The organism is Sphingomonas endophytica (assembly GCF_001476895.1).
Lineage (GTDB): Bacteria > Pseudomonadota > Alphaproteobacteria > Sphingomonadales > Sphingomonadaceae > Sphingomonas > Sphingomonas endophytica_A.
Window position 1 is genome coordinate 1 of the sequence record NZ_LDTB01000009.1, and the last position, 14,092, is coordinate 14,092.

Sequence of the window (14,092 nt, forward strand, 5' to 3'; positions counted from 1 at the left end):
GCGTCACCTCGGGCGGGGGCGCGTCGGGCGTGGCGGGCGGCGTCGGCTGCGGCACGTCGGCGGGCAGGTCGCCGGGGTTGGTGGCCATGACTTTTTCTCCTTTTGCCTTTCAACGCCCCGCGCCGGCCGTGGTTGCCCTTGCCCCGGCACGCAACGCGGTATAGAGCCCGCCGACCGGCGGTGTCCGACTAGCGGGCGTGGCGGAACTGGTAGACGCGCCAGATTTAGGTTCTGGTATCGCAAGATGTGGGGGTTCGATTCCCTTCGCCCGCACCAGTCCCCGCGCCAGCGGGGTGGCCACCACTAACGAAATTCTTCTGACGAAAGCGGCCAATGCAGACTGTCGAGACGTTGAACGAGGGCCTGAAGCGCGCCTACACCCTGACCATCCCCGCGGGCGATATCGCCAAGCGGGTCGATGCGGAGTTGAAGCGCGTCGCGCCGCAGATCAAGATGCCGGGCTTCCGCCCGGGCAAGGTGCCGACCAACCTGGTCAAGAAGATGCACGGCCCCGCGATCGAGCAGGACGCGCTGAACACCTCGATCCAGGAAGGCATCCAGGCGCTGATCGCCGAGAAGCAGCTTCGCCCGGCGATGCAGCCGACCGTCGAGCTGGCGGAGGGCTATGAGTCCGGCAAGGATGCCGAGCTGAAGATCGAGCTGGAGGTCCTGCCGCAGGTGCCGGCGCCGGCGATCGACGGCCTGAAGCTGGAGCGGCTGACCGTGCCGGTCGACGAATCGGCGATCGATGAGCAGCTGAAGCGCTTCGCAGACGGCGCGAAGCGTTGGGAAGACGCGGGCGACAAGGCCGCCGAGACCGGCGATCAGGTCGTCATGGACTTCGTCGGCAAGACGATGGACGGCGTGGCGTTCGACGGCGGCACCGGGACCGACATGGCGGTCGAGATCGGCGCTGGCCGCCTGATCCCCGGCTTCGAGGAGCAGGTCGTCGGCGCAAAGGCCGGTGAGGAGCGCCAGATCAAGGTGAGCTTCCCCGAGGATTACGGCGCCAAGGAACTGGCGGGCCAGGACGCGACCTTCGACCTGACGATCAAGTCGGTGAAGACCGCCGGCGAGAGCCAGATCGACGACGAGATGGCCAAGAGCCTGGGTCTCGAGAGCCTGGAGCAGCTCCGCGGGCTGGTGAAGGGCCAGTTCGAGCAGGAGAACAACGGCCTGACGCGCACCTACATGAAGCGCAAGCTGCTCGACCAGCTGGCCGAAGGGCATGACTTCGACGTGCCGCCGTCGATGGTCGAGGCCGAGTTCAACCAGATCTGGCAGCAGCTCCAGCACGAAGCGACGCACGAGCCCGACCCGCAGGCGGCGCTCGACGAGATGGAAGCGGAGCGCGAGGACTATCGCAAGATCGCCGAGCGCCGCGTGCGTCTGGGCCTGCTCCTCAGCGAGATCGGTCAGGCGAACGGCGTCGAGGTGACGCAGCAGGAGATGCAGCGTCTGCTGATGCAGGCCGCGCAGCAATACGGCCCCGAGGATCGTCAGCGCTTCATCCAGTACGTCCAGCAGGACCCGATGGCCGCCGCGCAGCTGCGCGCGCCGCTGTACGAGGACAAGGTCGTCGACTTCCTGTTCGACAAGGCCGAGATCACCGACCGCGAGACGACCAAGGAAGAGCTGGAAGCCGCGATCGAGAGCGAGGACGGTTTCGCGACCGGCACGCACAGCCACGATCACGACAACCACAAGCCGAAGCAGACCCGCGCCAAGAAGAAGGCCGAGCCGGCCGCCGAGGGCGAAGGCGCCGAGGCCAAGCCGGCCAAGAAGGCGGCCGCGAAGAAGCCGGTCGCCAAGGACGACGACGCTGGCGCGGTGACCGAGGCGGAGGCCGCTCCGGCGAAGAAGCCGCGCGCCAAGAAGGCCGCGCCGACCGAGGGCGAGGCCGCTGCCGACGTCCCGGTCGAGGCGGACGCGGCACCGGCGAAGAAGCCGCGCGCCAAGAAGCCGGCCGCCTAAGCTGCGATAACGGTGGCCGGTCGAGCGGACCGGCTTCCTCCTTCCGTCCGCACGATCGCGGATCGGATCGCACGATAACCCAGTCTCACCGCGACGGTGTGGCTGGGTTTCGCGCATTTGGGGACCGCCCCGGAGGGGGCGCTCGCGCGGAGGAGAAAGGACGTCCGTCGTGCTCACGGTGACCCCAGCCTGCGCTGGAGCGACGGCAAACCCCGTGACTCCGCATCTCTGCGTGCACAAATCCTTCTCCTGTCGCTGGCCACCAGCGCAGCGCGATCCCGCCGCCCCGGCGCAATTTCGGTGGACGACGGCGCGTTCCTTCATCAGCATGGCGCCCGACATCATCCGTACAGCGGGGATCGGGAGAGGGCGTGGCGACGACATTCGGGAACAGCGGGGGCGGTTCGCTGTCCTCCAACCAGAACGAGAAACTGGTGATCGGCGCGTCGTCGCTGGGCACCGTGTTCGAATGGTACGATTTCTATCTGTACGGCCTATTGGCGACGAACATCTCGAAGCAGTTCTTCTCCGGCGTCAACGAGACGACCGGCTTCATCCTCGCGCTCGGCGCCTTCGCTGCCGGATTTGCGGTGCGGCCGTTCGGGGCGCTCGTCTTCGGGCGGATCGGCGATCTGGTCGGGCGCAAGAACACGTTCTTGGTGACGATGGGGATCATGGGCCTGTCGACCTTCGCGGTCGGTCTGCTGCCCTCCTATGCCACTATCGGCGTCGCCGCGCCGGTGGTCCTGGTTGCGCTGCGGCTGTTGCAGGGGCTGGCGCTGGGCGGCGAATATGGCGGGGCAGCGACCTATGTCGCGGAACACGCTCCGCACGACAAGCGCGGCCTCTACACCAGCTTCATCCAGACGACCGCGACGATGGGGCTGTTCGCCGCGCTGCTGATCGTCATCGGCTTTCGGACCCTGCTGGGCGAGGACATGTTCGGCAGCTTCGGCTGGCGGTTGCCGTTCCTCGTGTCGATCGTCCTGCTGGGCGTGTCGATGTGGATCCGGCTGCAATTGTCGGAAAGCCCGGTGTTCCTGAAGATGAAGGAGGAAGGCACCACCTCCAAGGCACCGCTGACCGAGGCGTTCGGGCGCTGGGGCAATCTGAAAGTCGTGCTGATCGCGCTGTTCGGCGCCGCGATGGGGCAGGCGGTGGTATGGTACACCGGTCAGTTCTACGCGCTGTTCTTCCTCGAGAAGATGCTGAAGGTCGATGGGGCGACGTCGAACGTGCTGATGGCGGTCGCGCTGGGGCTGGGGACGCCGTTCTTCGTCTTCTTCGGCTGGTTGTCCGACCGCATCGGCCGCAAGCCGATCATCATGGCGGGCTGCGCGCTGGCCTGCCTGACGTATTTTCCGTTGTTCGGCGCGCTGACCGACGCCGCCAATCCGGCGCTGGCGCGCGCGCAGGCGGCGTCGCCGGTGACGGTGGTCAGCCACGACGCGGATTGCTCGTTCCAGTTCGACCCGGTGGGCCGCAACAAGTTCGACGCGCGCAGCTGCGACATCGCCAAATCCTATCTGGCGAAGAACGGCATCACCTATCGCAACGTGGAAGCGCCGGCCGGGACGATCGCGCAGGTCCGGGTCGGCGACCAGACCTTCGTCGCGCCCGATCCGGCGCAGGTGAAGGGCGACGCGCGCAAGGCGGCGATCGCCGCCTATCAGGAGCAGTTGAAGGACGCGCTCGCCACCGCTGGCTATCCGGCGAAGGCGACGGGCATGAACACGGTCAAGGTCGTCGCGATCCTGTGGTTCATGGTCCTGCTGGTGACGATGGTCTATGGTCCGATCGCCGCGTTGCTGGTGGAGCTGTTCCCGACGCGGATCCGCTACACCTCCATGTCGCTGCCCTATCATATCGGCAACGGCTGGTTCGGCGGCTTCCTGCCGACCACCGCCTTCGCGATGGTCGCGGCGACCGGCGATATCTATTACGGGCTGTGGTATCCGGTGGTGCTGGCGGCGGTGACGCTGATCCTGGGGCTGCTGTTCCTGCCCGAGACGTTCCAGCGCGATATCGATGCGTGAGCCATGCCGGGCGGCACGGCGCGGCGAGACGTGTGACATGATAACTTCTTGAGTCAGGACAGTCTTTCTTCCATTCTCGTCGCACGACAGAAGACCGGGAGGATGCCATGACGATCGACCGCCGAAGCTGGCTGGGCGGGGCCGCCGCGCTGGCCGCCGGCCTTTCGGCCGCACCGGCGGGGGCGCAGAAGCGTCGCCGTCGCGCCGCCAACGATCGCGTCAATGTCGCGGTGATCGGTGCCGGCGGGATGGGCGCGGCCAATATGGAGCGGCTGACCGGCGAAAATATCGTCGCGATGGCCGATCCGGACATGGCGCATGTCGCGAAGGCGGTCGCCGATCCGAAGCGTGCCGCGTTGAAGGCCGCATACGATAAGGCGGAGAAATATGCGGACTACCGCCGCATGTTCGACGCGCGGAAGGATGTGGACGCGGTGCTGATCGCGACGCCCGATCATCACCACGCGGTTGCCGCGAAATGGGCGATGGAGCGCGGGCTGCACGTCTATGTCCAGAAGCCGCTGACCTACACGGTCCGCGAGGGCCGCGTGCTGGCCGATCTGGCGCGACGCAACCCGAAGCTGGTCACGCAGATGGGCAATCAAGGCCATTCGGGCGACGACGGGCGCCGCGCGGTGGAGATCATCCGTGGCGGCGCGATCGGCCGCGTGCGCGAGGTGCAGGTGTGGACCAACCGCCCGATCTGGCCGCAGGGCATCGCGCGCCCGGAGGCGGTGGCGACCCCGGCCTCGCTCGACTGGAACGTGTGGCGCGGGCCGGCGCCGGTCGAATGGGGCTACAACCCGATCTATGCGCACTTCAACTGGCGCGGCTGGGCACCGTTCGGGACCGGTGCTTTGGGCGACATGGGCGCGCATCTCGTCGACTTTCCCGTCTGGGCGCTCGAGCTGGGGCTGCCGACGCGCGTCGAGACGCGGCATAGCCCGTGGGGAACGCCGAAGAGCCCGGCGGACGGCAGCTATCCGCTCGCCACCGTCACCTTCTTCGATTTCGGGAATGCGAAGGGCGGGCCGATCCGCATGACCTGGTACGATGGCGGGTTGATGCCGCCGACCCCGCCGGGAATGCCGGCGGGCGCGCGGATGGATCCGGGCGGGGGCGTGCTCTACATCGGCGACAAGGGCATGCTGATGCACGAAACCTATGGCGAGAAGCCGACGCTGATCGGCGACGGCGTCGCCGAGCGTGCGCAGGTCGTTCCGGTGTCGCTGCCGCGCATCCGCGACGGCATCCGGGGTCATGAGATGAACTGGATTCGCGCGATCCGGGGCGAGGAGGCGATCTCCTCGCCCTTCGCGGTCGCGCAGCCGCTGACCGAGACGATGCTGCTGGGCGGCGTCGCGCTGCGTGCTGGCGTGCCAATCGACTATGACGGGGTCGCCGGACGCGTTACCAACGTCCCGGATGCGAACCGCTATCTGGATCGGGAGTATCGAAAGGGATGGGAGCTATGAAGGGTATCGTGCTGGGCACCGGGCTGCTGCTCGCCGCATCGGCCAGTGTCGCGCAGACGCCGGAGGGCGATCCGAAGGCGACCGAGCAATGGTCGCCGGCGGTGCCGGTGGTGACGCCGGGCGCGTTCGCGGGATGGGCCGCGCCGGCCGACGCGATCGTGCTGTTCGACGGCAAGGGACTGGATCAATGGTCGGCAGTCAACACCGGCGGCGCGGCGGGCTGGACGGTTGCGAACGGCGCGGTGACGGTGAAGAAGGGCACCGGCAATATCCAGACCAAGCGCACCTTCGGCAGCTATCAGCTGCATCTGGAGTACAGGATCCCGGCCGGCATCACCGGTGAGGGGCAGGCGCGTGGCAACAGCGGCTTGTTCCTGGCGTCCACCGGCAAGGGGGACGAGGGGTATGAGCTGCAGATCATGGACAGCTACAACAACCCCACCTACGTCAACGGACAGCTGGGGGCGGTGTACAAGCAGACCCCGCCGCTCGCGAACCCCGCCCGCAAGCCGGGCGAGTGGCAGACCGTGGACGTGACGTGGAGCGCGCCGCAATTCGGTGCCGACGGCACGGTGACGCGGCCGGCGTTCGTCACCGCCTACGTCAACGGCGTGCTGGTACAGAACCACACCGAGCTGCGTGGCGCGACGACCTATATCGGTCAGCCGAAATATACCGCGCATGGCAAGGCATCGATCAAGTTGCAGGATCACGGCGACCCGAGCGCGCCGATCAGCTTCCGCAACATCTGGGTACGCGACCTGCCAGACTGACCGGACGCCCGTCACCCCGCTATTCAGCCGTGGTGACGGGCGAACCCGCTACAGCCGGAAGCGCACCGCGCCGAACAGCGCGCGCGGATCGGCCGGTGCGTGCAGCCGCTGCGCACCATCGAACCAGACATATTCGTAGCGATCGTCCGTCAGGTTGCGGACCTGCACCGACAGTTCGACATGCCGGTCGAGCGCGCGCGCCAGCTCGGCTGTGATCTGCGTATAGGCCCCGTAGCGGCCCTGCGCGTTGGCGGTGGTCAGCTCGTAGGACGACTGGCCGTTGCCCCATAACGATACGCGCCACGCCCCCGGCGACCATTCCACCCCGGCGGTATAGACGTTCTGCGGCACGTGATCGATCAGGTTGCCGGCCTGCGCCGGGCTGGCGGGATCGGGGGTGACGATCACCGCGCGCTGATGCGACCAGCTGCCCCATAGCGACAGGTCGCGGGTCGGCTGAACCGACACTTCGACATCGACCCCGCGCCGGCGTGTGCGACCGAGATTGTCGAACTCGCCCGCCGGATCGTTCAGCCGCCGCTTCAGCTCCCCGCTCGCCACCTGCTGCCACGCGGCGATGCGTCCGGTCAGCCAGCGACCGCGCGCCAGCCGCACGCCGGCCTCCCAGCCGGTGTTGATCGACGGCGCCAGATCGCGGACGCGCGGCGGGATGACATAGGCGCCCGATCCGACCCCGATCTGGAACGTCCGGCCGTAATTGCCATAAGCGGTGACGCCCGGCAGCGGGGTGAGCGCGACCGACAGCTTCGGCTGGCTGATCGTCCCGTAATCGTTCGCGGGATAGCTGCGCCCGCTCCGCCGGTCGGTGAAGTCGCCGCCGACCCGGTCCAGCCGCCAGGCCGGCGTCACCGTCAGCCACGACACCGGCGTGACGATCGCCTGCACGTATCCGCCGCCGACGGTCGTGGCATATCGCTGGTCGCGGGTCGCGGCGACCAGCCGGCGCGCGGCGGTGGTCCAGCGCAGGCTGCGATTGTCCTGCCACTGCACGTCGCCGCCGACCTCCGCCATCATCCAGTCGCTGGCGTGCCAGTGCAGCGCGGAGACGATGCCATATTGGCGTTCATGCGTCAGCCGCCGCTGCTGCGACACCTGCGCGGAGAAGCGGACGTAGCGATCGTCATCGATGCGGTTGGCATAGCCGTGGGCGCTCAGTGTCAGGTTCGTGGCCGGGGTCGCCTGCAGGTGCAGCGCATATTGCGACAACTGGCGCCGGCCGCCGTCGCTGTCCGACACGGAATAGGAGCGGCGGCGCTCGCCATAAGCGTCGGCGTCGGTGAGATAGCCCGGCTCATCCCCCGTGCTGCGCGAATGGCGCATGGTCAGCCCCAGCTTCGTCGTGCCGGCGGTGTAGAACCATTTGCCCGCGATGTTCAGCCGTTCCAGGTCGCCGTGGTCGCGGAAGCCGCCGCTGCGGCGGTAGCCGAGCAGGTAATTCTGCGACAAGGCGCCCGTCTCCGCGCCCGCCGCGAGCTGCGCGTCGAGCGTGCCGAACGCGCCGCCGAGCACCCGCGTGTCCAGGTAGGTGCCGCCCTGGCGGGTCAGGACGTTGGCGCTGCCGGCGATCGCGTGCAGCCCCCAGCGCGGGTCCGACGTGCCGCGAACCAGTTCGACGGACGCGATGTCGAGCGGCGAGATCATGTCGATGAAGTCCATCCGGCCGGCGCTGTCGTTCGACGGAACACCGTCGATCAGCAGCTTCACGGCGTTGATCTCTCCCTCTCCGTTGAAGCCGCGGATGGAGAAGCGGCCGGAGGTCGTGCCCTGTCCGAAGTCGGTCAGGACCACGCCCGGCAACCGCGCGAACAGCTCCCACGCGTTGTCGACATTCTGGCGTTGCGCGATGTCGCCGCCCAGAATGTCGACCGAGGTCAGCACATTCTCGGTCGAGCGCGGCGCGGCGCGGCCGGTGACGATGATGTCGCCGACCGTGAATTGCGTGTCGGGTTGCTGGTCCTGCGCAAGCGCAGGGGTGGTGGACAGCCCGGCGCACAGCGCGGGCAGCAGATAGCGATACATGGTGACGATTCCCCCTGAACGACCCGCCAGAACGAGGCGAGCCGGGAAGCGCGCACGCGCTTGGTCAGCGATGCGCGACGTTGATCCGGTCGGTTCAGGCGGGCAGGGGCGGGGCGCGTAACGGCGGCCGTAACCGAAGCCGCGCGCACGGCGTAACGTCCGGCACCCGGCGCAGCACGGCGGCGGCGACCAGCGCCAGCGCCACGACGAGCAGGACGGCATCGATCGCGGCCAGCATCGGCGCGGAAAGACCGGCAAAGGCGCAGACGCCCTCCGCACCGCGATCATGCCCGGCGGGCGCCTCATGCGTGTCGTGCCCCGGCATCGCCATGTGGGCGATCGTCCGGGCGGTGACACCGGGGCACACGATGATCGCGATCCGCCCCTGTTGCTCGGCGAGCATATAGCCGACCGGCACCAGCAGGCGCAGCGCCAGCATCGCCGTGCACAGCAGCGCGACGAGGGCGGGGCGTGTCAGCAGCAGGCGGCGGATCGTCGACACGGGCGCGGCTTATCCCACCCGCACCGCTTTGTCAGCCGGCTGCAGGTCGCACAGGGATCCTGTTGCAATGGACGGCGGCAAGCCTGGCATCACGCTCCTCCAACGATCGTGCGGCATAGCGCGTCACCGTCACCGCCGCGTTAACGGCGATCGGCGGCAGGAGCCGGCCGGCTGAGCGAGGGCGACCCGGGCAGGATGAAGCGCCACGGCGTCGCGGCGGCGCGCGTGATGCCGATGCGGGGGGTGGCCAGGATCGGCGGCGCCACCGCGCGGTCGCGCCATGCGAACGGCAGCGCGTCCAGCGGTTTGCCATCGAAGGCCAGGTCGATGTCCAGCGCGCTGCACAGGCGCCCCGGTCCCGCGCAGAGCGACGCCGACCGAACGCTGATCCCGCGCCGCTCCTGCATCGTCGCCACGCCATCGGTCGGTGCCAGCGCCCGGATCAGGACCGCCGCGCCATCGCCGCAGGTGACGTTCAGGCAATGGTGCAGGCCGTAGATGCGATAGACATAGGCCGCGCCGGCGGGGCCGAACATCGTCGCGTTGCGCGCTTTCGGCCCGGCGAAGCTGTGCGAAGCCGGGTCCGCCGCGTCATAGGCCTCGGTCTCGACGATCACCCCGCCGACGCCGTCGACCGTCACCGTCACGCCGATGAGCGCGCGCGCCACCGTCACCACGTCGCGGGAAAAGAAGGAGCGGTCCATGGTCGCGATATAGGCGCCGGCGGTGGAGATGCGCGCGCAAATCGGTTAAGCGCCATGCCATGCCGTATGCGTCGCGTTTCGCCCCGGCGGTGCTGTTCCTGCTCGCCGCCTTCTGCCCCTCCGCCGTCACCGCCGCGCCCCGCGCGCCCGTGTCGCAGATCGTCATGGATGCCGGCACCGGCGAGATACTGGACGAGGACAATGCCGGGCGATCCCGGCCCCCCGCCTCGCTCGCCAAGATGATGACGCTGCTGCTGGCCTTCGAGGCACTGGATGCGGGCACGCTGAAGCCATCCACGCCGATCCGCATGGACGCGGCGGGCGAACGGCAGCAGCCGTCGCGGCTGGGGTTGCGGCGCGGCCGGACGATCCGGCTCGACGCCGCGTTGCGCGCGATCGCGGTGATCTCCGCCAACGACATCGCGGTGGCGCTCGCCGATCACCTGGCCGGTAACGAGCGCGCGTTCGTGCGCCGGATGAACGCGCGTGCCAAGGCGATCGGGATGGCGGACACGACCTTCGGCAACGCGACCGGGCTGGCGCCGAGTGCGGGGCGGACCACGGCGCGCGACATGGCGATCCTGGCGCGGCAATTGATCCGTGCCCATGCCGGGCGCTACAAACTGTTCTCGACGCGCCGCATCACCTGGGAAGGGCATCAGCGCGAGAACCATAACAAGCTGCTGGGCAAGGTGGTCGGGCTGGATGGGCTGAAGACCGGCTATACGGTCGAGGCCGGCTTCAACCTGGCCGCGTCCGCCCGGCGCGCCAGCCGGCGGGTGATCGTGGTGGTCATGGGGGCGCCGTCGGGCAGCGCACGCGACGTGCTGGTCGCCAACCTGATGGAGGTCGGCTTCACCGAGCCGCGCGCGCGCGGCGCGCGTCGCTAGCCGATCAGGCGAGCAGCCCGGAGATCCGGTCGAGGAAGGTCGCGATATGGTCGGGCTTGGTCACGAATGCGTCGGCGCCGGCGGCCAGGCAAGCCTCCTTGTCCTGCGGGCTGTCGAGCACCGTCAGCGCCATCACCGGAATCGTGCGCGTCGTCTCGGTCGTCTTCAACCCCTCGATCACGTCCAGCCCGCTCAGGTTCGGCAGGCGGATGTCGACGATGATCGCGTCGGGGCGGACGTCCTCGGCACGACGCTGCGCGTCGCGCTCGTCTTCCAGGACGTGCGTGTCGTATCCGCCGATCTCAAGCCATGATGCGTAGAGTTTCCGGTGGCTGGGTGTGTCCTCCACCAGCATGATGCACTTTCGACCCGCCACCCGTCCTCCCGTCGTCATCGCCCGACGCGCCGGTTCGCGGCGCGCACCGCAACCGATTACAGCAGCAAAGCTATTCTGCCGAGGCCCAATTTGGCACAATTCGTTCAGGCCATGATCCGCTCCGCCTCACGCGCCAGCGCCGCCAGTTCGTACAGGTCGGGCAGGCGATCGCGCGCCTGATGGTCGATGACGCAGAGCGCACCCAGCGGATAACCGGCGCGATCCACCAGCGGGATGCCGATGTAGAACCGGACGAACGGCGCGTGAGCCACGGCCGGGTTGGTGGCGAAGCGGGGATCGCGCGAGGCGTCGGTCACCACCAGCGGCTCCCCAGGCTGATGGATCACCTGCGCGCAGAACGATATCTCGCGCGGCACTTCGTCGGCGACCGGGCCGCGCTTGGCGATCATCCACTGCCGGGCACGGTCGACGACGGAAATAGCGCCGATCGGAGTCGCCGCCACCTCCGCCGCGCGCGCCGCGATGCGTTGCAGCCGTTCGTCCCAGCGTTTGGACGGCAGATCCAGACGATCCACCGCGGCCTGCCGGGCAGCCTCTTCGGCGATCATCGCGCTGCTCATCAACACTCGCTTGTAGCCCCTTAATAGTTCTATATTTTCTGGTCTGGCGGCGGGTGAGTCAAGCACCAAGCGCGCGGAGAGCGCTGTCGCCGGCCCATGTGGATGCCGGGGTCGCTGTTGCGCCGGGCGGGGCACGCTCATAAAGAAGTAACGCCTTTTCCGTTACGTCGGACCGCCCGCGGAGGTTGTGTGCTGCCGACATCCATTTCTACCCGCGTTGCTGTCGCTTTCGGCGCCGTCCTGACGCTGGGGCTGCTGCTTGTGCTGGGCGGATCGTTGCTGGCGCATCACATCAGCGCGGAGAATGCCGCCGCGGGACGGCTGGCCGGGCTGTTGCAGCTGGAGGATCGGCAGGATCAGCGGCAGCGGCGGCTGCGGCTGGGGGTGGGCGAGGTCACCCGGCTGGCCGAGCAGGAGCGCGCGATTACTCCCCGGCAATGGGCTTCGGTGGCGGAGGCGCTGCGCTTCTTTCGACATGGTGTCGCGGCGGCCCCGGCCGACCCGGAAGTGTCCGCCGACCTGCGGGCGCTCATGGACGCCCGGCGGATCGCCGAGACACGGTTCGCGGCACTGAGCCTCGGCCTGCTGACGGAGGCGCGGCGTGCACCGGAACGGATCGGGCCCGACATGCCGGCATTCCTGGCGGCGCTACGTCACCTGGAGAGTCGCCGGACGGCGGTGCGCGAGCGGCTGGTCGAGCGGATCGCGGCGACGGTGAGAAACAATTCGGTGGAGCTGAGGCGCCGCATGTGGCGAATCCTGGCGGGCGCGGTGGCGGTGCTGCTCTTCCTGCTCGCCTGCACCCTGTGGCTGCGGCGACAGGTCATCAAACCGATCGTCGCGATCGCCGAGCGCGTGCGTCAGCTCAGCGCCGGTGCGGATGCGGGCGCGCATGTTCCCGGCGCGACGCGGCACGACGAGCTCGGCGACCTGGCACGCGGCATCGGCGAATATCGTGCCGCCGTCGAGCTGCGGCAGCGGGCGGAGCGGCACATCGACTATCTGGCGCATCACGACGTACTGACCGGCCTGCCCAATCGCCTGCTGTTCGAGGAGCGGCTGAAGCAGGAGCTGGTGCGCGCCACGCGGATCGGCGAGCGGCTGGCGGTGTTTGCGATCGACCTGGACGAGTTCAAGTCGATCAACGATCGCTTCGGCCATGCTGGCGGCGACGAGGCGTTGTGCAGCGCCGCCCGGCTGTTGAGCGGGTGCGTGCGCGCCAGCGACCTCGTCGCACGACTGGGCGGGGATGAGTTCGCGATCATCCAGGTCGGCGGTGCGCAGCCGGACGCGGCCGAGGCGCTGGTCAGGCGCATTCTGCGCGCGTGCGAGGCGACCGTCGGCGATACGGTGCCGGTGCAGATGAGCATCGGCGTCGCCCTGTCCGGCGCCGCGCAGGAGCGCGAGGAGCTCTATAACCTCGCCGACATGGCGATGTATCGCGCCAAGGCGGAGGGGCGGCATACCGCGCGCTTCTTCGACGACCAGTTCAAGGAGGAGGTGCGGCTGCGCTGGCGTTTGTCGCGCGATCTGGACGGCGCGATCGAGCGCGGCGAGCTGTACCTCGCCTTTCAGCCGATCGCCGATACCGCCACGCTGGAGGTGATCGGGCATGAGGCGCTGGTTCGCTGGGCGCATCCCGAACTGGGCGAGATCCCGCCGGACCGCTTCATCCCGCTGGCGGAGGCGAGCGGCCGGATCGATGCGATCGGCCGATGGGTGGCGGATCGCGCGATGGAGGCGGCCAGCGCGTGGCCCGAGCACATCACGCTCGCGCTCAACCTGTCGGCGCTGCAGTTCCGGCAACCGGCGCTGGCGCATGAGCTGCTGGCGCTCGCACGACGCCATCGGATCGCGCCGACTCGGCTGGAGTTCGAGGTCACGGAAAGCGCGACGCTGCTGGACAATCGTCGCCAGCCGGTACTCACCGTGCTGCGCACCTTGCAGCATCAGGGCGCGCGGATCGTGATGGACGATTTCGGTACGGGCTATTCATCGCTCAGCAACCTGCGGGACTTCCGCTTCGACAAACTGAAGGTCGATCGCAGCTTCGTGATGACGATGCTGGACCATGCGCCGTCGGCATCGATCGTTCGCAGCATCGTCGCGCTGGGCACCAGTCTGGGCATACCGGTGGTCGCGGAAGGCGTGGAGAATGAGGCGCAACTGGCGTTGTTGCGCAAATGGTCGCTGAATCAGGTGCAGGGTTATCTGTTGGGGCGTCCCAGCCGTGAGCCCGTGGATGTCGTCGACATCGCCGGCGGCGGCTTCGGCCAATGCCCCAAAATGGTGATCTGAGCCGCGGCGGCCGGTCCCGTCAAATTGCTCCCACTATCCCGCTGCTTTACAGTGGATGTGGGCATTTTGGGGGGATTGGTGATGGGAGACGACAACTTGATGTTGCCCGGTGGCGATACGCGACCGGCGAGCGCGGCAACGCAGAGTCGTCGCGGTGCTTCTGGCGATGATATTGTGAAAGCGGAAGAACTTTTGAGGGAGCACGCGCGGCTCCAGCGCGAGATCGCCGACATGGCCGGCAGCCTGCACTCGCTGCGGGAGCAGGTCGAGGACGACGCTTCGAGTCGCGAGCAACCCGCAAAGCCGTGGTTGGCGCGTCGTGGAACCGCGCAGGCGCGCGGACCGGCGCCCGCGCGCACGCTCCCGCCGTGGCTCGCGCGACGGGGCCGTTAAGGGGGGGCGACAAGGCACCAAGCGCCACGCTAGCTTGACATGAGTGCGCC

At 68.4% G+C, this 14,092-nt stretch carries 12 protein-coding genes and 1 tRNA gene; 8 read left to right on the forward strand and 5 right to left on the reverse strand.

Features of this window, described 5'->3' with window-relative positions; translation table 11 throughout:
* Positions 1–191 precede the first annotated feature (191 nt).
* From NS334_RS03715 to NS334_RS03735, 5 genes are all read left to right on the forward strand, one after another.
* Positions 192–276: transfer RNA gene (locus NS334_RS03715), tRNA-Leu, on the forward strand.
* A 57-nt stretch (positions 277–333) separates the two neighbouring features.
* A complete protein-coding gene (gene tig, locus NS334_RS03720) occupies positions 334–1,974 on the forward strand; it encodes a trigger factor (protein ID WP_058754644.1) in 1,641 nt (546 codons plus the stop codon).
* 371 nt (positions 1,975–2,345) lie between these two features.
* Complete coding sequence (locus tag NS334_RS03725) at positions 2,346–4,010, forward strand: MFS transporter (RefSeq protein ID WP_058754645.1); 1,665 nt, start codon at positions 2,346–2,348, stop codon at positions 4,008–4,010.
* A 107-nt stretch (positions 4,011–4,117) separates the two neighbouring features.
* Complete coding sequence (locus NS334_RS03730; protein WP_058754646.1) at positions 4,118–5,485, forward strand: Gfo/Idh/MocA family protein; 1,368 nt, start codon at positions 4,118–4,120, stop codon at positions 5,483–5,485.
* Positions 5,482–6,258 (forward strand): 3-keto-disaccharide hydrolase, encoded by a 777-nt coding sequence (locus NS334_RS03735; protein WP_083500233.1) that lies wholly within the window; start codon positions 5,482–5,484, stop codon positions 6,256–6,258. The genes NS334_RS03730 and NS334_RS03735 overlap by 4 nt, the downstream gene beginning before the upstream one ends.
* Before the next feature lie 48 nt (positions 6,259–6,306).
* Here NS334_RS03735 and NS334_RS03740 read toward each other — a convergent pair whose 3' ends face one another.
* The 3 genes from NS334_RS03740 to NS334_RS03750 all read right to left on the reverse strand — a co-directional run bounded on the left by NS334_RS03740 (position 6,307) and on the right by NS334_RS03750 (position 9,504).
* Positions 6,307–8,298: a TonB-dependent receptor gene (locus NS334_RS03740; RefSeq protein WP_058754648.1), complete on the reverse strand. Its 1,992-nt coding sequence runs from the start codon at positions 8,296–8,298 to the stop codon at positions 6,307–6,309.
* Between the two features lie 94 nt (positions 8,299–8,392).
* The gene (locus NS334_RS03745) at positions 8,393–8,800 is read right to left on the reverse strand and encodes a DUF2946 family protein (RefSeq protein WP_058754649.1); all 408 of its coding nucleotides are present in this window, start codon (positions 8,798–8,800) and stop codon (positions 8,393–8,395) included.
* Between the two features lie 140 nt (positions 8,801–8,940).
* The gene (locus NS334_RS03750) at positions 8,941–9,504 is read right to left on the reverse strand and encodes a DNA-3-methyladenine glycosylase (protein ID WP_058754650.1); all 564 of its coding nucleotides are present in this window, start codon (positions 9,502–9,504) and stop codon (positions 8,941–8,943) included.
* Between the two features lie 59 nt (positions 9,505–9,563).
* Between NS334_RS03750 and NS334_RS03755 the strand changes: the two genes are divergently transcribed.
* Complete coding sequence (locus NS334_RS03755; protein WP_058754651.1) at positions 9,564–10,394, forward strand: D-alanyl-D-alanine carboxypeptidase family protein; 831 nt, start codon at positions 9,564–9,566, stop codon at positions 10,392–10,394.
* Positions 10,395–10,398: 4 nt separating this feature from the next.
* Here the strand turns inward: NS334_RS03755 and NS334_RS03760 are convergent, their stop codons facing one another.
* Together NS334_RS03760 and NS334_RS03765 are read right to left on the reverse strand one after the other, a co-directional pair.
* Complete coding sequence (locus NS334_RS03760) at positions 10,399–10,788, reverse strand: response regulator transcription factor (protein WP_083500234.1); 390 nt, start codon at positions 10,786–10,788, stop codon at positions 10,399–10,401.
* 86 nt (positions 10,789–10,874) lie between these two features.
* Entirely contained in the window at positions 10,875–11,351 is a 477-nt protein-coding gene (locus tag NS334_RS03765; protein ID WP_058754653.1) for a GAF domain-containing protein, read from the reverse strand.
* Positions 11,352–11,540: 189 nt separating this feature from the next.
* On the opposite strand from NS334_RS03765, the gene NS334_RS03770 reads away from it, so the two are divergent.
* On the forward strand, positions 11,541–13,649 hold the full coding sequence (locus NS334_RS03770; RefSeq protein WP_153002575.1) for a putative bifunctional diguanylate cyclase/phosphodiesterase: 2,109 nt from the start codon (positions 11,541–11,543) through the stop codon (positions 13,647–13,649).
* Positions 13,650–13,730: 81 nt separating this feature from the next.
* Complete coding sequence (locus NS334_RS03775) at positions 13,731–14,042, forward strand: hypothetical protein (protein WP_058754655.1); 312 nt, start codon at positions 13,731–13,733, stop codon at positions 14,040–14,042.
* The last annotated feature ends 50 nt before the right edge of the window (positions 14,043–14,092 follow it).

What these genes read in the sequence shown, in the direction of transcription:
- tig (WP_058754644.1), top strand. Translation starts at nt 334, where the DNA reads ATGCAGACTGTCGAGACGTTGAACGAGGGCCTGAAGCGCGCCTACACC.
- NS334_RS03730 (WP_058754646.1), top strand. Translation starts at nt 4,118, where the DNA reads ATGACGATCGACCGCCGAAGCTGGCTGGGCGGGGCCGCCGCGCTGGCC.
- NS334_RS03735 (WP_083500233.1), top strand. Translation starts at nt 5,482, where the DNA reads ATGAAGGGTATCGTGCTGGGCACCGGGCTGCTGCTCGCCGCATCGGCC.
- NS334_RS03740 (WP_058754648.1), bottom strand. Translation starts at nt 8,298, where the DNA reads ATGTATCGCTATCTGCTGCCCGCGCTGTGCGCCGGGCTGTCCACCACC.
- NS334_RS03750 (WP_058754650.1), bottom strand. Translation starts at nt 9,504, where the DNA reads ATGGACCGCTCCTTCTTTTCCCGCGACGTGGTGACGGTGGCGCGCGCG.
- NS334_RS03755 (WP_058754651.1), top strand. Translation starts at nt 9,564, where the DNA reads ATGCCGTATGCGTCGCGTTTCGCCCCGGCGGTGCTGTTCCTGCTCGCC.
- NS334_RS03760 (WP_083500234.1), bottom strand. Translation starts at nt 10,788, where the DNA reads ATGACGACGGGAGGACGGGTGGCGGGTCGAAAGTGCATCATGCTGGTG.
- NS334_RS03765 (WP_058754653.1), bottom strand. Translation starts at nt 11,351, where the DNA reads ATGAGCAGCGCGATGATCGCCGAAGAGGCTGCCCGGCAGGCCGCGGTG.
- NS334_RS03775 (WP_058754655.1), top strand. Translation starts at nt 13,731, where the DNA reads ATGGGAGACGACAACTTGATGTTGCCCGGTGGCGATACGCGACCGGCG.